23 protein-coding genes and 6 tRNA genes are annotated in these 22,450 nt (G+C 67.6%); 8 read left to right on the forward strand and 21 right to left on the reverse strand.

Features of this window, described 5'->3' with window-relative positions; all coding sequences use genetic code 11:
• Window positions 1-195: 195 nt before the first annotated feature.
• On the forward strand, window positions 196-687 hold the full coding sequence (locus AC5RV3_RS00800) for a DUF2975 domain-containing protein (RefSeq protein ID WP_494120553.1): 492 nt from the start codon (window positions 196-198) through the stop codon (window positions 685-687).
• Here the strand turns inward: AC5RV3_RS00800 and AC5RV3_RS00805 are convergent.
• Window positions 656-2,779, reverse strand: a complete 2,124-nt coding sequence (locus AC5RV3_RS00805; protein WP_494120554.1) for a 3-hydroxyacyl-CoA dehydrogenase NAD-binding domain-containing protein — start codon at window positions 2,777-2,779, stop codon at window positions 656-658. The two genes, AC5RV3_RS00800 and AC5RV3_RS00805, sit on opposite strands and share 32 nt — an antisense overlap.
• Complete coding sequence (locus AC5RV3_RS00810) at window positions 2,776-4,062, reverse strand: thiolase family protein (protein ID WP_494120997.1); 1,287 nt, start codon at window positions 4,060-4,062, stop codon at window positions 2,776-2,778. Before AC5RV3_RS00810 ends, AC5RV3_RS00805 begins: the two co-directional genes overlap by 4 nt.
• A gap of 159 nt (window positions 4,063-4,221) precedes the next feature.
• Between AC5RV3_RS00810 and AC5RV3_RS00815 the strand changes: the two genes are divergently transcribed.
• Window positions 4,222-5,253, forward strand: a complete 1,032-nt coding sequence (locus AC5RV3_RS00815; RefSeq protein WP_494120555.1) for a DMT family transporter — start codon at window positions 4,222-4,224, stop codon at window positions 5,251-5,253.
• Here the strand turns inward: AC5RV3_RS00815 and AC5RV3_RS00820 are convergent.
• The 7 genes from AC5RV3_RS00820 to AC5RV3_RS00850 form a co-directional block, all read right to left on the reverse strand.
• Complete coding sequence (locus AC5RV3_RS00820; protein ID WP_494120556.1) at window positions 5,191-6,642, reverse strand: HRDC domain-containing protein; 1,452 nt, start codon at window positions 6,640-6,642, stop codon at window positions 5,191-5,193. The genes AC5RV3_RS00815 and AC5RV3_RS00820 overlap by 63 nt on opposite strands.
• A gap of 90 nt (window positions 6,643-6,732) precedes the next feature.
• Complete coding sequence (locus AC5RV3_RS00825; RefSeq protein WP_494120998.1) at window positions 6,733-7,323, reverse strand: DUF3000 domain-containing protein; 591 nt, start codon at window positions 7,321-7,323, stop codon at window positions 6,733-6,735.
• 114 nt (window positions 7,324-7,437) lie between these two features.
• Entirely contained in the window at window positions 7,438-8,505 is a 1,068-nt protein-coding gene (locus AC5RV3_RS00830; RefSeq protein WP_494120557.1) for a threonine aldolase family protein, read from the reverse strand.
• A 49-nt stretch (window positions 8,506-8,554) separates the two neighbouring features.
• A complete protein-coding gene (locus tag AC5RV3_RS00835) occupies window positions 8,555-9,358 on the reverse strand; it encodes an SDR family NAD(P)-dependent oxidoreductase (protein WP_494120558.1) in 804 nt (267 codons plus the stop codon).
• Window position 9,359: 1 nt separating this feature from the next.
• Window positions 9,360-10,739: a DUF6421 family protein gene (locus AC5RV3_RS00840; protein ID WP_494120559.1), complete on the reverse strand. Its 1,380-nt coding sequence runs from the start codon at window positions 10,737-10,739 to the stop codon at window positions 9,360-9,362.
• Window positions 10,740-10,969: 230 nt separating this feature from the next.
• Entirely contained in the window at window positions 10,970-11,392 is a 423-nt protein-coding gene (msrB, locus tag AC5RV3_RS00845) for a peptide-methionine (R)-S-oxide reductase MsrB (protein ID WP_494013865.1), read from the reverse strand.
• A gap of 14 nt (window positions 11,393-11,406) precedes the next feature.
• Window positions 11,407-11,910, reverse strand: coding sequence for a hypothetical protein (locus tag AC5RV3_RS00850; RefSeq protein WP_494112571.1), 504 nt, complete (start codon window positions 11,908-11,910; stop codon window positions 11,407-11,409).
• Between the two features lie 100 nt (window positions 11,911-12,010).
• Between AC5RV3_RS00850 and AC5RV3_RS00855 the strand changes: the two genes are divergently transcribed.
• Window positions 12,011-13,249, forward strand: coding sequence for an alpha/beta hydrolase family protein (locus AC5RV3_RS00855; protein ID WP_494120560.1), 1,239 nt, complete (start codon window positions 12,011-12,013; stop codon window positions 13,247-13,249).
• Between the two features lie 3 nt (window positions 13,250-13,252).
• Here AC5RV3_RS00855 and ybaK read toward each other — a convergent pair whose 3' ends face one another.
• The 3 genes from ybaK to AC5RV3_RS00870 form a co-directional block, all read right to left on the reverse strand.
• The gene (ybaK, locus tag AC5RV3_RS00860) at window positions 13,253-13,744 is read right to left on the reverse strand and encodes a Cys-tRNA(Pro) deacylase (RefSeq protein ID WP_494120561.1); all 492 of its coding nucleotides are present in this window, start codon (window positions 13,742-13,744) and stop codon (window positions 13,253-13,255) included.
• A gap of 2 nt (window positions 13,745-13,746) precedes the next feature.
• The gene (locus AC5RV3_RS00865; RefSeq protein ID WP_494120562.1) at window positions 13,747-14,214 is read right to left on the reverse strand and encodes a SufE family protein; all 468 of its coding nucleotides are present in this window, start codon (window positions 14,212-14,214) and stop codon (window positions 13,747-13,749) included.
• A gap of 65 nt (window positions 14,215-14,279) precedes the next feature.
• Window positions 14,280-15,185 carry a sulfurtransferase gene (locus tag AC5RV3_RS00870; RefSeq protein ID WP_494112567.1) on the reverse strand — a complete coding sequence of 302 codons (906 nt, stop codon included), beginning with the start codon at window positions 15,183-15,185 and terminating at the stop codon, window positions 14,280-14,282.
• 281 nt (window positions 15,186-15,466) lie between these two features.
• Here AC5RV3_RS00870 and zapE point away from each other — a divergent pair, with 281 nt between their 5' ends.
• The gene (zapE, locus tag AC5RV3_RS00875; RefSeq protein ID WP_494112566.1) at window positions 15,467-16,504 is read left to right on the forward strand and encodes a cell division protein ZapE; all 1,038 of its coding nucleotides are present in this window, start codon (window positions 15,467-15,469) and stop codon (window positions 16,502-16,504) included.
• 246 nt (window positions 16,505-16,750) lie between these two features.
• Here the strand turns inward: zapE and AC5RV3_RS00880 are convergent, their stop codons facing one another.
• Window positions 16,751-17,236: a hypothetical protein gene (locus AC5RV3_RS00880; protein ID WP_494120563.1), complete on the reverse strand. Its 486-nt coding sequence runs from the start codon at window positions 17,234-17,236 to the stop codon at window positions 16,751-16,753.
• 145 nt (window positions 17,237-17,381) lie between these two features.
• Window positions 17,382-17,696 carry a hypothetical protein gene (locus AC5RV3_RS00885; RefSeq protein ID WP_494120564.1) on the reverse strand — a complete coding sequence of 105 codons (315 nt, stop codon included), beginning with the start codon at window positions 17,694-17,696 and terminating at the stop codon, window positions 17,382-17,384.
• Window positions 17,697-18,358: 662 nt separating this feature from the next.
• Here AC5RV3_RS00885 and AC5RV3_RS00890 point away from each other — a divergent pair.
• A complete protein-coding gene (locus AC5RV3_RS00890; protein ID WP_494120565.1) occupies window positions 18,359-18,838 on the forward strand; it encodes a DUF2975 domain-containing protein in 480 nt (159 codons plus the stop codon).
• Between the two features lie 182 nt (window positions 18,839-19,020).
• Window positions 19,021-19,638 carry a hypothetical protein gene (locus tag AC5RV3_RS00895; RefSeq protein ID WP_494120566.1) on the forward strand — a complete coding sequence of 206 codons (618 nt, stop codon included), beginning with the start codon at window positions 19,021-19,023 and terminating at the stop codon, window positions 19,636-19,638.
• Between the two features lie 72 nt (window positions 19,639-19,710).
• Here AC5RV3_RS00895 and AC5RV3_RS00900 read toward each other — a convergent pair whose 3' ends face one another.
• From AC5RV3_RS00900 to AC5RV3_RS00930, 7 genes are all read right to left on the reverse strand, one after another.
• A complete protein-coding gene (locus tag AC5RV3_RS00900) occupies window positions 19,711-19,908 on the reverse strand; it encodes a hypothetical protein (protein ID WP_494120567.1) in 198 nt (65 codons plus the stop codon).
• A 283-nt stretch (window positions 19,909-20,191) separates the two neighbouring features.
• Entirely contained in the window at window positions 20,192-20,440 is a 249-nt protein-coding gene (locus AC5RV3_RS00905; protein ID WP_494120568.1) for an antitoxin, read from the reverse strand.
• A gap of 123 nt (window positions 20,441-20,563) precedes the next feature.
• Window positions 20,564-20,638: transfer RNA gene (locus AC5RV3_RS00910), tRNA-Val, on the reverse strand.
• A 43-nt stretch (window positions 20,639-20,681) separates the two neighbouring features.
• Window positions 20,682-20,755: transfer RNA gene (locus AC5RV3_RS00915), tRNA-Gly, on the reverse strand.
• A 37-nt stretch (window positions 20,756-20,792) separates the two neighbouring features.
• A tRNA-Val gene (locus AC5RV3_RS00920) sits at window positions 20,793-20,864 on the reverse strand.
• A gap of 35 nt (window positions 20,865-20,899) precedes the next feature.
• Window positions 20,900-20,970, reverse strand: a tRNA-Cys gene (locus tag AC5RV3_RS00925).
• A gap of 61 nt (window positions 20,971-21,031) precedes the next feature.
• Window positions 21,032-21,105: transfer RNA gene (locus tag AC5RV3_RS00930), tRNA-Gly, on the reverse strand.
• 234 nt (window positions 21,106-21,339) lie between these two features.
• On the opposite strand from AC5RV3_RS00930, the gene AC5RV3_RS00935 reads away from it, so the two are divergent.
• Both AC5RV3_RS00935 and AC5RV3_RS00940 read left to right on the forward strand, forming a co-directional pair.
• Window positions 21,340-21,414, forward strand: a tRNA-Val gene (locus AC5RV3_RS00935).
• Between the two features lie 132 nt (window positions 21,415-21,546).
• Complete coding sequence (locus AC5RV3_RS00940; RefSeq protein ID WP_494120569.1) at window positions 21,547-22,419, forward strand: cytochrome; 873 nt, start codon at window positions 21,547-21,549, stop codon at window positions 22,417-22,419.
• Window positions 22,420-22,450: the final 31 nt, after the last annotated feature.

Raw genomic sequence — 22,450 nt, forward strand, 5'->3', positions numbered from 1 at the left:
CCAGCGCGTTGTCGGTGACGAAAAAGAGGACCAGCGAAGCCAAAAGCACAACCGTCGCCGCCATTGGTCCGGCAGTAGGTCGCCGCGCTGGAGTAACGACTGCCGCCATGGTCTCACCTTTCGTTACTGGCATTATGCCTGTTCACTTGCGCCTAGCGCTTCCGCCAGTCAGTCCACGCAGGTGATGATTGCCCTATGATCAGCCAGCGAGCCACACCCTTCCGCACCATCCTCGGAGCCCTTGCTGTTGGGGCACTGCTGGCTCAGCTGCTGATTGTTCCGCGGGTCGCCGCAGAGTACGCCGGTGCCTACCCCGAGGTTGCGTACCTGGCGCCCCCGTACGTCACGGCAATCGTGATTGCCATCGGCGGTTTCGAGGTGGCCTTGCTGGCGTCCTGGCAGCTGCTTTCGGCCGCGGTGGCGGGCAACGTGTCGACCCGCCGGTCAAAGCGATGGGCCACCGTCATGACGGCTTCGCTATGCTTCATGTCGTTGATCGTTGCAGGCGTTTTTGTCCACGCCGGATCCGTCGCAAACGTCGGCGGGCCGCCCATGTTGTTCGGCCTGCTTGTCTCTCTCGCCCTTGTGCCCGTTGCGTTCAGTGTGAGAGCCAAGGCACTGGGGTTCTTGGTTGCCCCGGCTTCGGCGGCTGCGGTTACCGCTCCGGGTGGAACTTTCGGCCGTTGACCCGTTCGGAGGCGCCGACCCGGTCCAGGTAAGGGGTGATGCCGCCCAAATGCAGCGGCCAGCCCGCACCCATGATCATGCACAGGTCGATGTCTTCCGGGGCGGCCACCACGCCTTCTTCCAGCATGAGCCCGATCTCCTCGGCGAGGGCGTCCTGGGTGCGCCGCAGCAGTTGCTCGGAGCTGCTGGGGGAGTCTCCGAACTCCAGCAGCGCCAGGGTCGACTCGGGAATCACCTGCCGGCCGTCGTCGTCGGTGATCCAGAGGGACGTGATGCCGTTGTCGATGAGCCGCTGCTGGTTGGCGGAGACCCGGAAGCGGTCGCCGAAGGCCGCGTTCAGCGACTCGGTGACATGCTGGGCCACCGGGATGCCGACCATGGCCAGCAGGGTGAACGGGGTCATCGGCAGGCCCATGGGCCTGAGCGCGTTGTCGGCAATGTCGGCGGGCGTGCCCTCGTCGAAGGCGGTGGCCACTTCCCCCATTAGCCGCAGCAGCACGCGGTTCACGACGAAGGCGGCCGCGTCCTGGACCAGCACGGTGGTCTTCTTGAGTGCCTTGCCCAGGACGAAGGCGGTGGAGAGCACGTCGTCGCTGGTCTTTGGCGCCCGGACGATTTCCAGCAGGGGCATGACGGCCACCGGGTTGAAGAAGTGAAAGCCGACCACGCGTTCGGGATGCAGCAGGTCCGCTGCCATCTCCGTGACCGACAGGGATGAGGTGTTGGTGGCGAGGATGCAGTCCTCGGAGACCACTGCCTCGACCTCGGCGAAGACCTGCTTCTTGACCGCCAGTTCTTCGAACACGGCCTCGATCACAAAGTCGGCATCCGAGAACGCTTCCTTGGAGACCGAGCCGGTGACCAGGGCCTTGGTGCGGTTGGCCGCGTCGGCCGAGAGCCGCTTCCTGGCCAGCAGCTTGTCCACTTCGGCGTGGACATACCCCACGCCCTTGTCCACCCGGGCCTGGTCGATGTCCGTCAGGACCACCGGAACTTTCAGCTGGCGGGCGAACAGCAACGCCAGCTGGCTGGCCATCAGGCCCGCGCCGACCACGCCCACCTTGGTGACGGGCCGGGCGAGCTTGGGGTCCGGCGCGCCGGCCGGCCGCTTGGAACGCTTTTGCACCAGCTCCAGGAAGGCGTAAACCGTGTCGCGGAAGTGCGGGCTTTGCATCAATTCCGCCAGCGCTTCGACTTCCAGCCCCGCGGATTCCTGCTGGCTCTTGCCCCGGCCGGCGTCCATCACGTCCAGGACTTTGGCCGGCGCCGGCGCGGCGTTGGACGTCTTGGCTTCCACGAACTTCCGGCCGGCCGCGAGGGCCTTGTCCCAGTCCGCCTCGGTGGCCGCGGAGGTTTCAGCACGGCGGCCGGCGACCAGCCGGCGGGCGTCGTCGTCGGTCAGGATCCGCGCGGCCCAGGCCAGCGACTGCTCCAGGAAATCGGCCGGTTCGAACAGCACATCGGCGATGCCCAACCGGTAGGCGGCCGCACCGTCGAGCGCCTTGTTGTTGCTCAACGGGTTCTCGACCATGACCTGGACGGCATTCTCCGGGCCGATCAGGCGCGGCAGCCGGTAGACCCCGCCCCAGCCGGGGATGAGGCCCAGGAAGGCTTCCGGCAGTGAGATGGCGCCGGCGCCGGTGGAGACGGTGCGGTAGTCGGCGGCGAGCGCGATCTCCAGCCCGCCGCCCATCGCCGCCCCGTTGATGAAGGCGAACGTCGGCACGCCCAGGGAGGCGAGCGTGGCGTAGGCATCGTGGCCCAGCCGGGCCATCGTCCGTCCGTCTTCGGGGCCGGTGAGCCTGCCCACGGCGCCCAGGTCGGCTCCGGCGACCAGGTAGTAAGGCTTGCCGGTGATGGCGACGGCGGAGATCCCGCCCGCCGCGGCCCGCGCCTTGAGCCCTTCGAGTGCCGTGCCGAGTTCCACCAGGCTGTTGGGGCCCAGGGTGGTCGGCTTGCGGTGGTCCAGGTCATTGTCCAGGGTCAGCAGCGCCAGGGTGCCGGCACCGGGCAGTTCCACATCCTGCACGTAGGAGTGGGTGACGGTCTCGTCCGGGAACTTCGCGGCCAGGGCCGTGTAGTCGGGGTTCATGCGTGGTCCTCTCGTGCCTGTGCTGCCGCGGGGGCGGCGGTTCCGACAGTTGCGGCGGCCGTATCGGCGGTGCCGCCCGAATAATCTGCATGGTGCGGGTTCTCCCAGATCACAGTTCCCCCCATGCCCAGCCCGATGCACATCGTGGTCAGTCCGTAGCGCACCGACGGGTCGTCGGCGAACTGGCGGGCCAGCTGCGTCATGAGGCGAACGCCGGAGGCGGCCAGGGGATGGCCGACGGCGATGGCCCCGCCGTACCGGTTGACGCGGGGATCGTCGTCGGCAATTTCGTAGTAGTCCAGGAAGGACAGCACCTGTACGGCGAAGGCCTCGTTGATCTCGAACAAGCCGATGTCCGCGATGTCCAGGCCCGCCATCTTGAGGGCCTTCTCGGTGGCTGGGACGGGCCCGATGCCCATCACCTCGGGCTCAACGCCGGCGAAGGCGTAGGAGACCAGGCGCATCTTCACCGGCAAGCCGAGCTCGCCGGCTGCCTCCGCAGAGGCCAGCAGGGAGACCGTGGCGCCGTCGTTGAGGCCGGCGGCGTTGCCGGCGGTGACCCGGCCGTGCGGGCGGAACGGGGTCCGCAGCCCGGCCAGGTCTTCCACGGTAGTGTCGGGCCGCGGGGGTTCGTCCGCGCTGTGCAGCGACCAGCCTTCACCCGGTTTGCGGCCGGCCACCGGCACCAGGTCGGGCTGGATGCTGCCGTTCCGGTAGGCCGCGGCGAGCTTTGCCTGGCTGGCCGCAGCATAGGCGTCGGCGCGTTCCCTGGTGATCGCGGGGAAGCGGTCATGCAGGTTCTCGGCGGTGTTGCCCATGTTCAGCGCCGCAGGGTCCACCAGGCGCTCGCCGGCGAACCGCGGATTCGGATCCGCCCCCTGGCCCATTGGATGGTTCCCCATGTGTTCCACGCCGCCGGCCACGACCACGTCGTACGCGCCGAAGGCGATGCCGCCGGCCGTCGTCGTCACGGCGGTCATGGCGCCGGCGCACATCCGGTCAATGGCGAAGCCGGGGACGGAGCGGGGCAGGCCGGCAAGAAGCGCGGCGGTGCGGCCGATGGTGAGGCCCTGGTCGCCGGTCTGTGTGGTGGCGGCGATGGCCACGTCGTCGATGCGGCCGGGCGGCAGCGACGGGTTGCGGCGCAAGAGTTCCCGGATGCACTTGACCACCAGGTCGTCGGCCCGGGCGCCAGCGTGGATCCCCTTCTCACCCGCCTTGCCGAACGGGGTGCGCACGCCGTCGACGAAGACGACATCGCGCAGGGCGCGGGGCGGGGACATAGGGCTCACCTGATACCTCCATGAGATGCGGGACACAGTGCTAGGCAAGACGTTACCCGCCGGTAACTTAGCCAGCAAGTACGGCTGCTGGTCCGGTGGAGCGAGTGCCCAGGGTGCGCTGCGGCGGCTACGCTGGGCGCAGACAACCGGCGGGGGGACATGGAAGCAGAAGAGCAGCGGCACCGGGCGGCGGCGGCCTCTGCCGGCGCCTTCCTGGTGCTGGCGGCGTCGGTGCTGTGGGGGACTACCGGAACGGCCGCCACCTTCGCGCCCGGCGTCGGTCCGCTTGCCATCGGCGCGGTGGCCATGGGAGTGGGCGGGCTGTTTCAGGCGCTGACCGCGCTGCGGCCGATGGGGCATGCCCGGCCGCAACTGCGGGTGCGGTGGAAGCTGGTGCTTTTGGGGGCGGTCGCCGTCGCCGTGTACCCGTTGGCCTTTTACAGCTCCATGCACCTGGCCGGCGTTGCCGTCGGCACGGTGGTGAGCATAGGCTCCGCCCCCTTGGCGTCCGCGCTCATTGAACGGGCTGTCGACCGTCACATCCTGGGGGCCCGCTGGGCCGGCGCCGCCGTGCTGGGGCTCTCCGGAACCGCCCTGCTGTGTTTCGCGGCCGCCGGAGGCGGCGGCAACGGTGCCGCGGACGGCGGCGGTGCCGGGGGCGCGGGCGGCACGATTGCCGGCATTGCCCTGGGCCTGTTAGCGGGACTGACCTACGCCCTCTACTCCTGGGCGGCGCATCGGATCATCGGCGGCGGTGTTCCCGCCCGTGCCGCCATGGGTGCCATGTTCGGCCTGGGCGGACTGTTGCTGATGCCGGTGCTGCTGGCCACGGGCGCTCCGCTGCTGGCCTCGTGGGGCAACGCGGCCGTGGGGGCCTACATGGCACTGGTCCCGATGTTCGCCGGCTACGTGTTGTTCGGCCTCGGCCTCGTGCGGGTGCGCGCCAGCACCGCCACAACGCTTTCGCTGGCGGAGCCTGTCGTGGCCGCGGTGCTGGCCGTCCTGGTGGTGGGCGAGCGGCTGGCGCCGGCCGGCTGGATCGGGATCCTTCTGGTCATCGTCAGCCTGGCCGTCCTGACCGTGCCCGGCCGCCGCCCGCGTGGCTCCGCGGCGGGGCAGCAGAGGGAGTCAGGCGGGGGAATGCCGTTCACGCCGGCGCCGCCGGATGGTGCCGGACACCACCCCCGCTGAAGAATCGGCGGGCCCTGCAACGGTTGTGGAGGTCCGCCGGCGCGCGGGGGTGCCCGCCGTGCCGCCGGCGGTGGCGGCCTCGGGCTCAGGGTTCTCCTTGAGTGCCAGCGGCTCCGGGTTGGCGTACGCTTCGGCGAGCAGCCCGGCCGTCAGTTTGCGTTGCCAGGGGCGTGCGCCGAGTTCGGCCAAGGCGGCGTCCACCGACTGTTCCGTGACGGGCTCCGGCGGTCGCCATGCGGTGCGGCGCAGGTAGTCGGGGGTGAGCAGGTTCTCCACCGGCATGTCCAACTGCTCGGCGAGCGATGCCAGCCGGGGGCGGGCGGTCTGCAGCCGGGCCGCGGCGGCCGGGTCCTTGTCCGCCCAGGAGCGCGGCGGCGGGGGAGCGTTGGTGGGCAGGTGCAGGGGAGGCAGGTCCGTCTCGCCCCGGGCCGTGGCGACGCAACGCAGCCAGCGCGGTGCTTCACGCTGCGCGGCCCGGCCGTGGAACCCGTGCGTCTCCAGCAGCTGCGGGACGGTGGCGGGCATGGCCTTGGCCGCGGCGACGATGGCCGAGTCCGGGATCAGCCGGCCCGGTGCAACATCGCGCTTGGCGGCCAGCGCTTCGCGTTCGTTCCAGAGTTCGCGCACGGCGGCCAGCTGCCGGCGGTCGCGGATCTGGTGCAGCCCGGAGGTGCGGCGCCAGGGGTCGACGCGCGGCGGCGACGGCGGGGCGGCGCGCACCGCCTCGAATTCCTCCAGCGCGTATTCGAGCTTGCCGGTGTCGCGCAGCCTGCCGATCAGGGCGTCGCGGAGCTCGATGAGCACCTCGACGTCCAGCGCGGCGTAGCGCAGCCACGGCTCGGGCAGGGGGCGCGTGGACCAGTCCGCCGCGGAGTGCTCCTTGGCCAGCGTGAAGCCGAGCAGGGATTCGATGACGGCTGCCAGGCCCACCCGGGGCAGGCCGGCCAGCCGGGCCGCGAGTTCGGTATCGAACAATTTGTCGGGCCACATGCCCAGCTCGGACAGGCAGGGCAAATCCTGGCTGGCGGCGTGCAGGATCCACTCGACGCCGCGCAGGGAGTCATTGAGCAGCTTCAGGTCCTCAAACGGCTCGGGGTCGATCAGCCAGGTGCCGGCACCCTCACGCCGCAACTGGACCAGGAAGGCCCGCTGCCCGTAGCGAAAGCCCGAGGCCCGCTCGGCGTCGATGGCGACCGGACCGGTGCCGGCCGCCAGCGCAGCGGCGGCCCGCTGCAGCCCCGACTCGGTGGCGATGACCAGCGGAACTCCGTCGCGCGGCGCATCGAGGTGGATCAGCTGTGGGGTCTGCTCCCGGTGTTCTGCGGCGTCGTTGGAAGTGCTCTGGTCAGGGCTGTTGTGCCCGGACGTGTCCGAAGTCAAGGAGCTCATGATCCGTTCAGTTTAGGCCAGCAGCATGCGCCCGGCCGAATGGCAGGACGCGCCGGCACGCGGGGTGCCCTGCAGGCGGGCGTCGGCTGGTCAGTTGCGGCGGCGGTGCGGCAGGGCGGCTACCCCTTCCGGCAGCGGCGGCAGCCCGGCGTAGGTGCACACCATGTCGCTCCACGCCTCCAGGTGGGAGCGGATGTCGGCGGAAGCAGGCGTCCAGGAGGCGCGGAGCTCGATGTCGATCGAGTCCTGCTGCCCGCTCAGCGTGCCGTAGCTTTCGGACAGGATGCGGGTAGCGGTGCCCCCGGCGTTGCGGTACGGGGCGCCGTGGTTCTCCAAGGCTTCCACCAGCCAGTCCCACGCCACGGAGCCGAGCATGGTGTCGTTGCCCATGTCGGCGTCGAGCTCGGCGCGGATGTAGGTGACGATCCGGAAGGTTCCGTCCCAGACCGCCGAACCTTCGGGATCGTGCAGCAGGATGAAGCGGCCGGTGGCCAGCTCCGGGCCGTCGGCGGTCTGCAGGGCCGTGACCACCGGGCCGTGGAGCGGCCGGGGGCCGGGTTCGGCGATAACTTCCGCGCCGAGGGCCACCGCGAAGGGTGCCAGCCGGGAGGGCGCGGGAATTTCCTCCAGCCGCAGTTCATTCCGGCACTGCGCCTGGCGCAGGGCCGACAGCGCGCGCATGAACTCAGGCGGCACTGCTGAGAGATCAATCGCACTCACACAGCCAGATTATGCCCTGGTGCCATAAGACGTCAGGCAGGCGCGCCGTGGAGCGGCGGGCATCCCGGCGCGGGACTAGGAGAGTTCGCTGCGGATGGCCGCCGCGAAGGCGTCGATGTCGTCTTCGGTGGTGTCGAAGGAGCACATCCAGCGGACCTCCCCGCGCGACGAATCCCAGTCGTAGAAGCGGAATTTTTGCCGCAGCCGGTCCGCCACCCCGGGCGGCAGCGCGGCGAACACGGCGTTGGACTGGGTCGGCTGGGTCAGGGACAGCCCCTCGACGCCCTCGACGGCGGCGCGCAACCGGGCGGCCATCGCGTTGGCGTGGGAAGCGGAGCGCAGCCACAGGTCGCCGTCGTACAGGGCGATGAGCTGGGCGGAGATGAACCGCATCTTCGAGGCCAGCTGCATGTTCATCTTGCGCAGGTACTGCAGTCCGTTGGCCGCATCCGGGTTCAGCACCACCACGCATTCGCCGTAGAGCAGGCCGTTCTTGGTGCCGCCGAGCGAGAGGATGTCCACCCCGGCGTCGGTGGTAAAGCTGCGCAGGTCGGTGCCCAGGGAGGCGGCCGCGTTGGACAGCCGTGCCCCGTCCATGTGCAGCTTCATGCCGCGTTCGTGCACGTGGTCGGCGATGGCGCGGATTTCCTCAATGCTGTACAGCGTGCCCAGCTCGGTGCTTTGCGTGATGGACACGGCCAGCGGCTGCGCGCGGTGTTCGTCGCCCCAGCCCCACGCCTCGCGGTCGATCAGGTCCGGGGTGAGCTTGCCGTCGTCGGCCGGCACCGCCAGGAGTTTGATCCCGCCCACGCGTTCGGGGGCACCGTTTTCATCCACGTTGATGTGCGCGGAGGAGGTGCAGATGACGGCGCCCCACCGCGGCAACAGCGACTGCAGCGACAGCACGTTGGCGCCGGTCCCGTTGAACACAGGGAAAGCCTGGGCGGCGTCGCCGAAGTGTCCGGCGATCACCTGTTGCAGCCGCGCAGTATAAGCGTCCTCGCCGTAGGCAACCTGGTGCCCGGTGTTGGCGTGGGCCAGCGCGGTCAGGACCTCCGGATGGACACCGGAGTAATTGTCCGAGGCGAAGCCGCGCAGGTCGGTGTCGTGCAGGGAACCGGCAAGCAGGGGGGAGTCAGTCACGTGTTTCAGTATTCCTTAATGAGTGGGTGCCGTCACAGCCGGGCCCGGGTCAGGCCAGCCGGATGCGTTCCCCGTTGAGGCGGGCGGCGTCCAGCGTGAACAGGGAGGCGGCGGCGCGGCCCAGGTCTGCCACGTCGGTAAAACCGGCGAATGCCTTTTCCGGATCTGCCCGGCGCATGGCGTCGTCGAGCAGGGCCTTGACGGCCAGGACGACGGCGGCGGAGCGCTGGGGGGCGGGATCCTCCTTGCGTCCGGACTGGGCCCGGCGGAAGGCGTCGGCCACCGAGAACATCCAGCTCTCTGCGGCGGCTTTGGCGGCGGCGTAGTTGGCGCCGGACGCGGTGGGGGAATCCGTTGCCGTGCTCGAGACGATGGCCACGCGGCCGGACGCGGAGGCCTCCAGCTGGGAATAGAACGCCCGGGTGGTGTTCCGCAGCGTGCCGATCAGCTGCCGGTGCAGGAAGTCCCAGTCCTCGTCCGACTGTCCGGCCAGGCCCCGGCCGCCGCGCCAGCCGCCCACCAGGTGGATCAGGCCGTCGGCCCCGCCGTGCCCGGCGGCGACGGCGCCGGCCAGCTCTTCCACGGCCCGGCGGTCGGCGAGGTCGCACTGGTAGGAGGCCACGGCGTCGTTCTTCGCGTAGGCGGCGTCGAGCCGGTCCTTGCTGCTGCCGACCGCCAGCACCGTGGCGCCCGCGCCGGTCAGGGCAGCGGTGACGGCCTGGCCGGAGGCGCCGGATGCCCCGGCGACGACCACCGTCAGGCCAGCCAGCCGGCCGGGGCCGGGCGCGGCGGCCAGCAGCCGTTGGGCATCGGGCGACCCGTCGCCGGTGCCCTGGTGTTCGGCGGCGGCCATGTCAGGCCGACTCTCCGGTGATCCCCGAGGTGGATTCGATCACCGGCTTCATCTTCCGCGAGAGGGCCTCGTAGAACATGGACAGCGGGAACTCGTCGTCCATGACCTGGTCGGTGACCTCGCGCGGCAGCCCGGTCAGCGGCAGGGCATCGGGGCCCTTGGCCCAGACCGAGGCCGGGTGCGGGGTCAGCGTCTTGGTCAGCATCTCGTAGGCGGCCAGCCAGTGGGCCACCTTGGGCCGGTCGATGGAGCGCCAGTACAGGTCCTCGATCTCCCCGCCCAGGGCGACGACGGCGTCCGCGACGTTGTCCCAGTCGATGGAGAGCTTGCCGTCCGTCCAGTGCAGCACCCGGTGCTGGTGCAGCCAGGCGAACAGCAACTGGCCGCCCAGGCCGTCGTAGTTGCGCACCCGGTTGCCGGTGATGGCGAAGCGGAAGATCCGGTCGAAGATCACCGCGTACTGCACCAGCCGGGCGTGCCTGCGGACCTCATCGGACGCGGTGGCGTCCTGAACCAGGCGCACCGACTCGCGGAAGGCGGTCAGGTCACAGCGCAGTTCCTCCAACGAGTACAGGAAGTACGGCATCCGCTGCTTGATCATGAACGGATCGAAGGGCAGGTCGCCGCGCATGTGCGTGCGGTCGTGGATCAGGTCCCACATGACAAAGGTTTCCTGCGTCAACTGCTGGTCGTCGAGCAGGGCCGCAGCTTCTTCCGGCAGGTCCAGCGAGGTGATGTCGGCCGCGGCGCGGACCACTTTGCGGAACCGGGCAGCCTCGCGGTCGGCGAAGATGGCGCCCCAGGTGAAGGCGGGGGTTTCCCGCACGGCCACGGTCTCCGGGAAGAGCACGGCCGAGTTGGTGTCGTAGCCGGCCGTGAAGTCCAGGAAGCGGATGGGCACGAACAGCTTGTTGGAGTAGGAGCCCGATTCCAGTTCGCCGATGAAGTCCGGCCAAATGACTTCGATCAGCACGGCTTCGACCAGCCGGTCGCTGCTGCCGTTCTGCGTGTACATCGGGAAGACCACCAGGTGCCGCAGGCCGTTGATCCGGTGCTGCTGAGGCTGGAACGCCAGCAGCGAGTCCAGGAAGTCCGGGACGCCGAAGCCGCCGTCGCGCCAGCGGCGGAAATCCACAACCAGTTTCTCCAGGTAGTCGGCGTCGTGTTCGAACAGCGGGGCCAGCTGGCCGATGGCGTCGATGATCACGTCCGTATGTCCGGCGGCAGCGGGTTTGTTGCCGTCGTCCGGTACCGAGCCGTCGTGGACCTGGAGTCCGCGCAGCGCGGCGGCCGCCTCCTTCAGACGCAGCCAGGCCGGGTGCTGCGCCGGATTGCCGTGCACGGCGGCACTGTGGTTGCTGCGGGTGGGGGTGATGGTCATCGTCGCCTCGCCTTTCCATCGGGCCGGCTCTCCCGGCGCCTGACGTTGGAATATGTAGCGAGCGTAGCAACGCAACAGCCCTACTTACGTCAAAAGCGACCTCACGTAAGGAACTGTAATGCTCGGTGCCGCGGCGGGCGGGAATGATTAAGCCCGGCTCGTGCTGGCCGGGCTCAATCAGATGAAACTTATAAGCGCCGCAGGCGCGGGGGGAGGCGCGGTACGAAAAGCTACTGCGTGTCCTTCAGCGTCAGGGACACCGAGTTGATGCAGTAGCGCTGGTCCGTGGGAGTCCCGTAGCCCTCGCCCTCGAACACGTGCCCGAGGTGCGAGTCGCAGCTGGCGCAGCGGACTTCGATCCGCTCCATCCCCATAGTCGAATCCCGCAGGTAGCGGACGGTTCCCTCGGCCAGCGGCGCCCAGAAGGACGGCCAGCCGCAGTGGGAGTCGAACTTCTCCTTGCTGGTGAACAACTCGGCTCCGCAGGCGCGGCAGCTGTAGACCCCCTCGGTATGGGTGTCCCAGTATTCGCCGGTGTAGGGGCGCTCCGTGCCGGCCTCGCGGAGCACATGGTATTCCTCCGGGCTCAGCTCCTGCCGCCATTCATCGTCGGTCTTGGTCACCGGGAACTGCCCGGCCTCTGTGTTGCTCATATTCTCTCCAACGCTCACGAGTCGCCAATGTATCCCGAGCCCGAGTACAGGTGCAGGACCGGAATGCCCAGCTTGTCCTGCGCCCGGTTGGCCCAGTCGGTATGGAAGGTGTCGGAAATGGAATGCGGCCGGGTGATGACGACCGCCCGGTCTGCAGGATGTTCCCCGACGTACTTGACCAGGGCGGACACTCCGTCGTCCTCAACGATGTCCACCGTGGCGTTGAAGCCCGCTTCCGCCAGCAGCCTGGCGGAGATGCGCCTGGCCTCGTCGGCCTCGTGCCGGGCCTCCTCCGGACTCGGCTGGCCGTGCGCCAGCTCGCGGAACGCGGTGCCGACCTCCAACATGCTCAGCCGCTCGACGAAATCCAGCAGCAGGTTTCGCTTGGTGTCCTCGGGAATCAGCACCCGGAAGGTGGCCTGCTCGCCGGCGGTCTGCTCGCCGGCCAGCCAACCGAAGTTCTTCAGGTCGGCGTCATTAAGCGGTTCCTCGGTCAGCACGACGATGGTTTCGGTCATGCGCCCAGCCTAATCAGCAGCGCAAGCCGGGGACAACAACGCGGCACGCCGACGGCCGCGCCGGTTAGCGGTGGGCACCGGCACCGGCAAGAATGGAGCCATGGCTGTGTTCGAACGCTCATACCGGTCCGGCCGGAACACTTCTGCCGGCGACGGCGAGCTGCCCCGTGCCCGCTGGCTGCTGCTCGGTGCCTTGGCGGGAGCGGGTGCCGGATCCGTACTGGCGGGAGCGACGTCGGGGCTGGCCTCCTATTTCGCCCGCCAGGTGCTCACGCCGGTCCGCGAGCATGTACAGGATCTGGAAATCCTGGCCGTCGTCGGATCCGGCGTGGAGCAGGAAATCATCCTGCCGGCGACCCTGGACACCACCGCGCCGGGCGTCTACAGCGTCTATTTCGACGGCGGACGCTCGGTGGCGCGGGTGGGTGAGGTGACGTCCTACTCGCCGCGGGAAGGCACGGTCCAGCGCAGGGTCGAGCGGGTGTATGCCGGCGACCTCGCCGCCGCCACGCGCGGCTGGTGGGGCGGTGCGGCCTACCCGGACCCGGCCGCCGTCGGGCTGGCCAATGAGGAAGTGGAGATCGAGGTGGAAGGCGGCATCGCGCCGGCCTGGCTGGTCCGCGCCGAGGCGGACGCGAAAACCTGGGCCATCATGGTGCACGGCCGCGGAGCGTCCCGGGCCGAGGGTATCCGCGCCGTCCGGTCGGTCCGCGGCCTGGGCATCTCTTCGCTGCTGATCTCCTACCGGAACGACGGCGAAGCCCCCTCCGCCCCGGACCGCCGCTATGGGCTGGGCATGACCGAATGGCGCGACGTCGAGGCGGCGATCGGGTTCGCCCTGGCGAACGGGGCAGAGGATGTGGTGCTGTTCGGCTGGTCGATGGGCGGGGCAATCAGCCTGCAGGCCGCCGACCAGTCCCGCTACCGGAGCCGGATCCGTGCGCTGGTGCTGGACGCCCCGGTGATTGACTGGACGGATGTGCTGGCCCACCAGGCGAAGCTGAACCGGATTCCGGACGCCGTGGGGCAATTCTCGCAGTGGCTGATCTCGAACAAGGCCGGACGGCTGCTGACCGGCCTGGCCGCGCCGCTGGACCTGAAGATGATGAACTGGGTGGCCCGGGCCGACGAGCTGCGCGTGCCGACGCTGATCGTGCACAGCGAGGACGACGACTTCGTGCCGCACGGCCCGTCGGCGGCGCTGGCCGAAAAGAATCCGCTGGTCACCTTCGAGCGTTTCAGCGGGGCCGGACATACCCGCGAATGGAACGTGGACCCGGAACGCTGGGAGCGCGTCGTCACGTCCTGGTTGAGCCGGGTGCTCCGTCCGGTGGGGTAAGGGCTAATCTGCCTTGAGCGGGGCGAAGGACGCGCCGGTCAGGGCGGCCAGGTCCGCCGGCGCGATTTCGATATCCAGTCCGCGGCGGCCGCCGGAGACCAGGATGGCGCTGAAGTCCCGGGCGGTGGAATCCAGCACGGTGGGGCTGGCGTGTTTCTGTCCCAGCGGCGAAATTCCGCCCAGCACATACCCGGTCCGCCGCCGGGCTACCTCCGGGTCTGCCATGGCCGCGCGCTTCCCGCGCAGGGCCGCGGCCAATTTCTTCAGGTCAAGGCTGGAACTGACCGGCACGACGGCGACCGCCAGCGATTCGTCCACGACGGCCATCAGGGTTTTGAACACGCGGGCGGGATCCATCCCCAGCGCCTCCGCGGCCTCCCGGCCGAAGCTGGGCGCCGCAGGGTCATGGGCATAGGTGTGCAGCACATGCGGAACCCCCGCCCGCTGCAGCAGCGTGGTGGCGGGGGTTCCGGCGGATGGCTTGTGCTTGGCCATCGTCAGGCCGAGGCAGCGCGCAGTCGCCGTGCCTCGGTGATGAGGCGCTTGATGCGGTACAGCATGGCGGACATGCCGCGGATCCGCAGCGGGGTGATGGCGCGGGTCAGGCCCAGGTGCTCGGCGATATCATCGGGAACGGCCAGGATCTGCTCCGCCGGCAGCCCGTTGAGCCCCTCGTGCAGCACGGAGGCGAAGCCGCGCGTGGTGGGAGCCTCCGGCGGGGCCGAGAAGTAGATCTGCACGTCCTGGTCCGGGTCAGCGCCCAGCTCCAGCGTCAGGAAAAGCGGCGACTGGCATTCCACCACCTGCTCCAGCAGCTCCGGATGGCCGGCGAAACGTTCGGGCAGCTCGGGAAGCTCCCGGGAGAACTCCAGCAGCAGCTGCAGCCGCTCGGCCTCGGTGACCGCCTGGAAGTCGTCGATGATTTCTGCCAGCGGTTCGGGAATCGTCTGCTCGGTCACGGTCATACTTGCGCTCTCTCTTGCGGTTTCGGGCTCCCCAACGTCAACGTTGTGTGCCGGTCGGCTATTCCTTAGCGCGCCGAGGCGGGGATCCCGCCGGGCTCGGCGCCCCTGACGATCGGCACGCGGACGGCATTGCCCCATTCGGTCCACGAGCCGTCGTAGTTGCGGACCGTGTCGAAGCCCAGCAGGTACTTGAGCACGAACCAGGTGTGGCTGGACCGCTCGCCGATCCGGCAGTAAGCCACCACATCGTCGCCCGGCTTCAGCCCGGCGTCGTCCAGGTAGATGGCTTCGAGCTCTTCGCGGGAACGGAACGTCCCGTCGTCGGCCGCCGCCCGCGCCCACGGGACGGACGCCGCCGTCGGGATGTGGCCCCCGCGCAGCGCGCCTTCCTCGGGGTAGGCCGGCATGGTGGTGCGCACGCCGGTGTATTCCTCCGGGGAGCGGACGTCCACCAGCGGCTTGCCGAAGTGGTCCAGCACGTCGTTAAGGAAGGCGCGGATGGGTGCGTCGTTGCGCTCGACGACAGGGTAGGTCACCGCGGCGGGCCGCGGCGTCTCGGTGCTCAGTTCGCGGCCCTCCGCGATCCACTTGTCGCGGCCGCCGTCCAACAACCGGACGTCTTCGTGGCCAAACAGGGTGAAGACCCAGAGGGCGTAGGCTGCCCACCAGTTGCTCTTGTCGCCGTAGAGCACCACGGTGGCGTCCCGGCTGATGCCCTTGGAACCCAGCAGCGCGGCGAAGCCCTCGCCGTCCACGTAGTCGCGGGTGTCCGGATCATTCAGGTCGGTGTGCCAGTCAATCTTCACGGCACCCGGAATGTGCCCGGTTTCGTACAGCAGGATGTCTTCGTCGGACTCCACGACCACCAGCCCGTCAGTGCCCAGATTGTCAGCCAGCCACTGCGTGGAGACCAGGCGGTCGGGGTTGGCGTAGGCGGCAAACTTCTCGTTGTGCTCGGTGGCAATGGGCATGGCAACCTTTCCTTGACGTGCAGTTTTCCATAGCGTGCAGACAGCCGTGCAAAACGGCCGGGGACTTCTGTTCAGCCTAACCACTGGAGCGGGCAAAAGCTTCCGGGGCCTCACCCCGCGTCACATCGGGGCCGGGGGGAGAGCCGAGGCCCGCCGGGCGGGCTGTGGCCTGGCTTACACCGGCTGCCGCCGGCGGGCGGGGTAGCGTATCGTTTTGCTGGCGGCATTCCGGCCGCTGTGCATTCTCCGAGCCCATGTCAGGAAGGCAGCGGTTAGCCTACGTGCCCCAGATCGAACAGCTTTCACGCCGGACGCCGAAGGTGTCCGTGGACGAACTGCTGGCGGGCCTGCACCCGTCGCCGCGTTTTGGCGAAGTGTCCTTCGCCAGCTACCGACCGGACCCGGCCCAGCCGTCCCAGAGCGAGGCCGTGAGGGCGCTGCAGCGTTTTGCCGCCGAGGTCGACCGGCCCAAGCCGAAGGGCCTGAAGAAGCTGTTCGGCGGCGGCAAGCCGGAGGGCCACTCCGGCATTTACCTGGACGGCGGGTTCGGTGTCGGCAAGACCCACCTGCTCGCTTCGCTGTGGCACGCTGTGGATGGCCCGAAGGCCTTCGGCACCTTTGTGGAGTACACCAACCTGGTAGGCGCGCTGTCGTTCCGCAAAACCGTGGAAGCGCTGAGCAGTTACCGCCTGGTCTGCATCGACGAGTTTGAACTGGATGATCCCGGCGACACTGTTCTGATGTCGCGGCTGATGCGCGAGCTGGCCGACGCCGGGGTCAAGCTTGCGGCAACCTCCAACACCCTGCCGGGCTCGCTGGGGGAGGGACGCTTTGCCGCCGTCGATTTCCAACGCGAGATCCAGGTGCTGTCCGACCAGTTCGACGTCATCCGGGTGGACGGCGAGGACTACCGGCACCGCGGGCTGCCGGCCGCTCCCCAGCCGCTCAGCGACCACGAACTCAAGCGGCGGCTGCATGATTTCGATGGCAAGGTGGTGGCGGCCGACGAATTCTCGGATCTCGTCAACCACCTGGCCGGGGTGCACCCCAGCCGGTACAAGCAGTTTCTCGACGGCGTGGATGCGGTCGCCTGGCATAACGTGCACACGATCACCGAGCAGGCGGTGGCCCTGCGGTTCGTGGTGCTGGCCGACCGGCTCTATGACAAGGACGTGCCGATCATCGCCAGCGGTGTGCCGTTCGATGAGCTTTTCACCCCGGAAATGATGTCCGGCGGCTACATGAAGAAGTACTACCGCGCGGTGTCCCGCCTGACCGCGCTGGCCCGCGAGGGCCAGGCCGGCGAACCAGCGGTCTAGCTCCCGCAGCCGGGCGCGCACATGCCGCCACGGTGCAGGAGTAATGCCCTGCGCCTGATGACGATACGACCGAGCAACCGACGCGACCGACGCGGTGTTCAACACCGTAATCTGCCTGATACGTTCCCCCACCCATCCCCGCCAAGTTGCTTGGTCAGGTGATCGGGCTGGGAATGCGCGGAAGCATCAGGAGGGTCGCTCCGCTGGCGCTGCTCGACTCCGCTGAATGGCCGAGACTGGGCGCCCCTACTCCGTGATGCCAAGCATGGTGCAGATGTTCGGCATGCTGTTGGCCGTGCACAGCCGGTACGTTCCAGGGCGAATGCTGTCCGGAATGATGAGGGTGTCTGGGCCTGGTCCCCCGACGCCAATATCCTTCCATGTTTGGCCCCTGGGGTCGTTCGCAGGCCACCAAGATGGGGAACCAGAGCCGCCGTCACCATCGGTCGTGGCAATTAGGTAGTAGCGGACATGCCAACTGTTAGCGTCCTGTTCTTCCAGAACCCAGGGGATTCCCCGAGAAGTTTCCTCGGGGAATCGGACCTTGATCGTCTGCCCCGGCTTGGCAGGAGAAGGCGAGACTTCGAGCAGTTCGGGATGCATCTGCGCGTCGGGATCGTTCACCCCTGCCGTGCCGGCTGGTTCTTGGAAGGGGGTTCCTCCGGATGTTGAACTTCCACAGCCGGACAACGCCAGCAGTACGACAACCCCAGTCGTCAGTTTGGCTATCATGCATGACCGCACCTTGTGTGTGATATACAACGGTCTGCGTCACGGTAGCGGCGGAACAGCATGGAGAGGAAGGGTGGGACGTTGCGAAGCAATAACTTCTTGTTGATGCGGCCAGATGACTAGGGTCTGGGCCGCTCTCCCAAAGCTACGCGGCCCCGCTCTGCCCCGGTTCAGGATTTGGGGTGATGATCGCGTCACGGATGACAGCCGCTCGTCCCGCTGTTGCGCAGATTCCCAGCAGGGAGCCGAGACCAATCGGCAGCAGGATTCCAAGGGTGGGAGTGAAGGCCAGTGCGGCTGCGGGCAGTGCGGTGAACAGGGCGTAGAAACTGAGGACGTGCGGCCATTGTCGCCGGACTGGGCGCAGCAGGTAGCCGAGCAGGTAAGCCAACGGGCCCAGCCCGATGGCTACGAAGAAGCTGACGAAAGCAAACATCGGCCACAGACGGGACCACCTCATGCCAATGACGCTGCTGAGCAATACCAGGAAAGAGCGCGACGGCAGGGAACTGTCCCGGGACGACATCGCCCGCGCGCTTGTGTTGATTCCAGAGATGCCGTAGGACGTCAGCGCGTGGGCTGTGCTTAAGGGTCTTCCCATCGGCAGGGCGCAGACAGGAGAGCCGTTTGGGTTCGGGCTGGATGGCCAGCCAGTGCACCGGTATCCGGTTCCAACTTCTTATCCATCGGTTGTGAAGCTGGCGCGGGCCTAAAGATCCCCGCGTCAATAGCCCTGCATCCCAGTAACCACGGGGAAGTTGGCTCAAGAGATACTTTCCAACCCGTCCGCGACAAAACTTTGCAGAGATCGAACGGAAGTTCATCGGTGCGCGGACGGCTGCGGCAATGCAGGAGGAAGCCGCCCAGGGGGAACACATGGGCAGGGCTGCCGGCCTGCCGGTCGAGGTCATGCTGCGGATCCACGGTGACAGCGAGCGCGGTCTATCCTCCGGAAGATTGCGGAAGCTCTGACGGCGGAAAGAATCCCGACTGCTGCGGGCAGGGCGTGGCACGCATCCACCGTCAAGGCTGTGCTGGAGTCGGTCACGCTGCGGCGTGCCCTCCAAGACACAGCTCATCGGGATGGTTGACAGTCACGATAGGCAAGGCGATGATCGCGCTGTGATCACACAGCAAGCTACACCCCTCCGCATTCTCCTCGGAGCGCTTGCTCTTGGCGCCCTGCTGGCTCAACTTGTGGTTGTTCCACGGGTCGCGGCTGAGTACGCCGATGCCTACCCCGAAGTTGCGTATCTGGCGCCCCCGTATGTCACGGCGATCGTGGTTGCAATCGGCGGATTCGAGGTGGCTTTGCTGGCAGCATGGCAACTACTTTCGGCCGCGGCGCGGGGAGGGGTTGTGGCCGCTCGGTCAAAGGGCTGGGCCAACGTCATGGCACTTTCCCTAATCTCCATGGGAGTGATCTTCGCGGGTGTCTGCGTACACGCCGGGTCCTTCGCATCCGTCGGCGGGCCTGCCATGCTATTCGGGGTTCTTGCCTCTCTCGCCCTTGTGCCCGTCGCGTTCGGACTCAGGAACAAGGCAGTGGATTTCTTGCGGACAGAGGATGTGGAGCCGCCGGCGGTTGCCAACCAAGACTAGGGCCGGCTTCTCAACAGCCGGCGCAGGAACGGGACGGGCTGACGCCCGTCCTTCTCCGTATCTGGAGCTTGGTGAGAAGTAGGTGCAGGAGGCTCTGTGCGGTTCTGTGCCGGTCCTATCGTGGGACACTAACCTGACTCGAGCTGGAGCGGACGAGGAATCAAAATCTCGAAAGGGAATTCATGAGATCCAATCAGCCCCTGCCAGATAACCCCTGGCCGCAGGACATGGTCATCTCTGCGAAAGACGCGCCGAACCACCTATCGCTCCTGCTCTTCATCCGTAGCGCTTGGAACATTGCCCCGGATGTCAACATTCCGGAGTTGAACCCGGCACCGAAGCCCGGTGCCTCGCGACCGCCTGCCACTGCAGACAGGACTGAGTGGGGCACCCGTTGGCAGCAGGCTTGGGAACGAGCTTGGGCCTGGTACGACACGGGGGACCAGAAGAACCAGCATCCAACGCCGGAAATCCGCGCCGATCAGGAGATGCACGTGGCCTTCCCCCCGGGCTGGACAACCGAATACGGCTGGGATGGCGTGGACATCGACGCCTTCAACCATTGGCAAATCCAACTGCAGCCCAACCACATGCTCCCTCTTGAACTACACCCCGAACGCCGCTGTCTGCCGGCTCTGATTGCCGCTTGGAAAACAGGCTTGGACACCGTCCTGGTCATGCCTTATCAGGGGGACTACGCCAAGCGCATCAGCCCAAGGCATCTCGTCGTCTCGGCGCAGACCCATAACGATCCCGAGAGCTACACTCGGGCCTTGGCCTCCAGGCTCCCACCCGGTTAGCTATCGTTTGCCGAGCAGGCGGCGCAGGATTGGGACGGGCTGACGCCCGTCCTTCTCTGTCCGAACCCATGGCTATTGCGCTACGTCGTCGGCGATATCCTGGCGCAGGTTTTCCAAGCGGAGTTGATCAACCCGGAGCCTGAGCATGGCGTTCAACAGGAACAAGGTACGCACTGCGATGGCCGCGAGGATCGCCACTGCAAGGGGCGCAAGGGTGGCAGTCCAGGAAAGAGCGGCGGCAATAGTGCCGAGAAATGAAATGTCGTCCACGGTTCAACCCCCATTGATCTCGTGTACCGTAGCCAAACGCCCCTGAGTGATCGGGAGGAAGGCCCCGGCCCCTTACCGGGTTAGAGCCGGTTCCGATGTCGAGCCTTGCGGCAGGGTGTTTCACTGGGGCGAGCACTCCCCAGAATCGAAGGAGTGCCAGCGCCTACGGCGAACCAGCGGTCTAGCTCCCGCAGCCGGGCACGCGCGGCGAATAAGCGGCCTCACGACAAAGGGTGCCGGCTCGCCTCCCGGCGGTCCGGCACCCTCCTTGGCGTGCTTAGGGCTAGGCGGACGGAGTGTTCCCGTCGGACGGTGCCGGGCCATCCCTGTCGCCGAACGTGTCGACGAAACCGGATGCCTTGGCCTGCAGGCCGCCTACCTGCTTGGAATACTTACCGCCGGTCTTGGCGTCGATGTAGTCACCGGCGCTGCCGACGGCACCCTTGATCTTGCCAGAGTGTTCTCCCACGAGACCGGCTGCCTTGTCCTTGAGTCCTCCGGCCCTGCCCTTGAGCTCGTCAAATACAGACACAGCCACCTCCTTTCCGACGGGGGGCCTTTCGCCCCTGCACATCCATCGTAGGCACCGCGCCGCGGGCGCTCAACGGAGTAGACGGCTTAAACAAGGACGGCTCCCGCCAAGGGAGCCGTGGAATGGTGGGCGATACTGGGATCGAACCAGTGACCTCTTCCGTGTCAGGGAAGCGCGCTACCGCTGCGCCAATCGCCCCGGTGTGCCCGAGGCGGGCCGCTGGAGAAAACTCTGAAAAGAGAGCGGACGACGGGATTCGAACCCGCGACATCCACCTTGGCAAGGTGGTGCTCTAGCCAGCTGAGCTACGTCCGCGCGAAACGGTTCCGAATTACTCCGGACTTCGTTCCAGTGGGCGATACTGGGATCGAACCAGTGACCTCTTCCGTGTCAGGGAAGCGCGCTACCGCTGCGCCAATCGCCCGTGATCTTTCACGAGATGTTTGCTCATCACAAACGAGGTGGGGACGGGATTCGAACCCGCGTATACGGCTTTGCAGGCCGCTGCCTCGCCTCTCGGCCACCCCACCGTGCCTATCCGCAGTTGCGCCAGGACCGGCCAGCGACGCTGGCTCGTAACAGTGACTTGCGAGCGGACGACGGGATTCGAACCCGCGACATCCACCTTGGCAAGGTGGTGCTCTAGCCAGCTGAGCTACGTCCGCAGAAGTTTTCCATCACTTTTCCGCGATCCGTTCATCGAACGGCCCGCGGCGTCGCTGTGATTTCCAACGAGTAAAAACTCTATAGGACGATTCCCGCTTCGTCCAATCGGCCCGGTGACGGGGTGAAACGACAACGGCCACAGCCTCGCTCCGACGCGATTTTTGTTTCAGCGGGTCTGTGGGCTAGCATTTCTAGACGTTGCAGGAAGCGCCGGGCGCATCCGCAGCAAACCCGGGCGATTGGCGCAGTGGTAGCGCGCTTCGTTCACACCGAAGAGGTCACTGGTTCGAACCCAGTATCGCCCACCACAGCAAATATCCCGGCCAGGCAGCAGTGCCCGGCCGGGATATTTTCGTTAACGGGCCTTGGGCCCGCCCCCTGTGAACAGGCGCTGTGGCCGGCGGACCGGAACGGTCAGTGGAACCTGAGAAGATTTCCTTATGACTGCACCACTCCTTGCGCATGCCACCGCCAACGGCCGGATGTACGCGCGCTCCACCTCGGAGCCGCCGTCGGTTCCTTCCATCACCACCGTGATCGCGCAGGAGCCGACCACGCTGGACGGCTGGTTCGCCCACATGGCAGCCACCTCCCTGGCCTCCGATGCCAGGCTGGCCGAAGCCGCCGGGGACCCGGGCCGGCTGCGATCGCTGGCGAAGGAAGCGACCCTGGCCGCGGACCGCTACCGGGACGCTGCCGCGCTGCGCGGGGACCGCGTCCACGGCTACTGCGAACAGGTGGCACTCCGGGCGCTGGACAGGGAGCACGACGTTGCGGGTGCCCGGGAGGCGCTCAAGGCCAACGGCGAAGAAGCTTTCGCCGCCAGGTTCGACGAATGGTGGCAACTCTATGGCGTGGAACCGATCGCCCCGGAGATCACCGTCTGGAACCAGGAGGTGGGATACGCCGGCACGCTGGACCTCGTGGCCAGGATCGGGGGGCGGACCTGCCTGATCGACTTCAAGACCAAGGGCACGGACCGCAACGGCCAGGTCAAGGCGCTCAATGACAAGGTGGTCATGCAGTTGGTGGCCGGGATGAAGGCACAGGAGTCCTTGGTCGACGCCGCGACGGGAAGCTGGGAGCCGTGGGCGCACGGTGACGATCCGTTGCTGCTGGGCGTGGCGATCGGTGAGACGGAAGTCCGGCCCATGCGCGCCAACCCGGAAGTGCTTCGATGGCACTGGTACCGCTTCTGCTCGCTGCGACGAGCGTGGGAGACGCATCTGCAGGTAGCCGAGGCGGGCCGGGCGCTGCTGCCGATTGCGCCGCCCTCCGCGGCCCCCCTGCAGGCGGCCCAGCAGGCCCACTAAACTGGACCGGAACCAACGGCAGCGTACTCGA

The organism is Arthrobacter sp. Y3221114, assembly GCF_059092625.1.

What these genes read in the sequence shown, in the direction of transcription:
- AC5RV3_RS00800 (WP_494120553.1), top strand. Translation starts at nt 196, where the DNA reads ATGATCAGCCAGCGAGCCACACCCTTCCGCACCATCCTCGGAGCCCTT.
- AC5RV3_RS00805 (WP_494120554.1), bottom strand. Translation starts at nt 2,779, where the DNA reads ATGAACCCCGACTACACGGCCCTGGCCGCGAAGTTCCCGGACGAGACC.
- AC5RV3_RS00810 (WP_494120997.1), bottom strand. Translation starts at nt 4,062, where the DNA reads ATGTCCCCGCCCCGCGCCCTGCGCGATGTCGTCTTCGTCGACGGCGTG.
- AC5RV3_RS00815 (WP_494120555.1), top strand. Translation starts at nt 4,222, where the DNA reads ATGGAAGCAGAAGAGCAGCGGCACCGGGCGGCGGCGGCCTCTGCCGGC.
- AC5RV3_RS00820 (WP_494120556.1), bottom strand. Translation starts at nt 6,642, where the DNA reads ATGAGCTCCTTGACTTCGGACACGTCCGGGCACAACAGCCCTGACCAG.
- AC5RV3_RS00825 (WP_494120998.1), bottom strand. Translation starts at nt 7,323, where the DNA reads ATGCGCGCGCTGTCGGCCCTGCGCCAGGCGCAGTGCCGGAATGAACTG.
- AC5RV3_RS00835 (WP_494120558.1), bottom strand. Translation starts at nt 9,358, where the DNA reads ATGGCCGCCGCCGAACACCAGGGCACCGGCGACGGGTCGCCCGATGCC.
- AC5RV3_RS00840 (WP_494120559.1), bottom strand. Translation starts at nt 10,739, where the DNA reads ATGACCATCACCCCCACCCGCAGCAACCACAGTGCCGCCGTGCACGGC.
- msrB (WP_494013865.1), bottom strand. Translation starts at nt 11,392, where the DNA reads ATGAGCAACACAGAGGCCGGGCAGTTCCCGGTGACCAAGACCGACGAT.
- AC5RV3_RS00850 (WP_494112571.1), bottom strand. Translation starts at nt 11,910, where the DNA reads ATGACCGAAACCATCGTCGTGCTGACCGAGGAACCGCTTAATGACGCC.
- AC5RV3_RS00855 (WP_494120560.1), top strand. Translation starts at nt 12,011, where the DNA reads ATGGCTGTGTTCGAACGCTCATACCGGTCCGGCCGGAACACTTCTGCC.
- ybaK (WP_494120561.1), bottom strand. Translation starts at nt 13,744, where the DNA reads ATGGCCAAGCACAAGCCATCCGCCGGAACCCCCGCCACCACGCTGCTG.
- AC5RV3_RS00865 (WP_494120562.1), bottom strand. Translation starts at nt 14,214, where the DNA reads ATGACCGTGACCGAGCAGACGATTCCCGAACCGCTGGCAGAAATCATC.
- AC5RV3_RS00870 (WP_494112567.1), bottom strand. Translation starts at nt 15,185, where the DNA reads ATGCCCATTGCCACCGAGCACAACGAGAAGTTTGCCGCCTACGCCAAC.
- AC5RV3_RS00880 (WP_494120563.1), bottom strand. Translation starts at nt 17,236, where the DNA reads ATGATAGCCAAACTGACGACTGGGGTTGTCGTACTGCTGGCGTTGTCC.
- AC5RV3_RS00885 (WP_494120564.1), bottom strand. Translation starts at nt 17,696, where the DNA reads ATGAGGTGGTCCCGTCTGTGGCCGATGTTTGCTTTCGTCAGCTTCTTC.
- AC5RV3_RS00895 (WP_494120566.1), top strand. Translation starts at nt 19,021, where the DNA reads ATGAGATCCAATCAGCCCCTGCCAGATAACCCCTGGCCGCAGGACATG.
- AC5RV3_RS00940 (WP_494120569.1), top strand. Translation starts at nt 21,547, where the DNA reads ATGACTGCACCACTCCTTGCGCATGCCACCGCCAACGGCCGGATGTAC.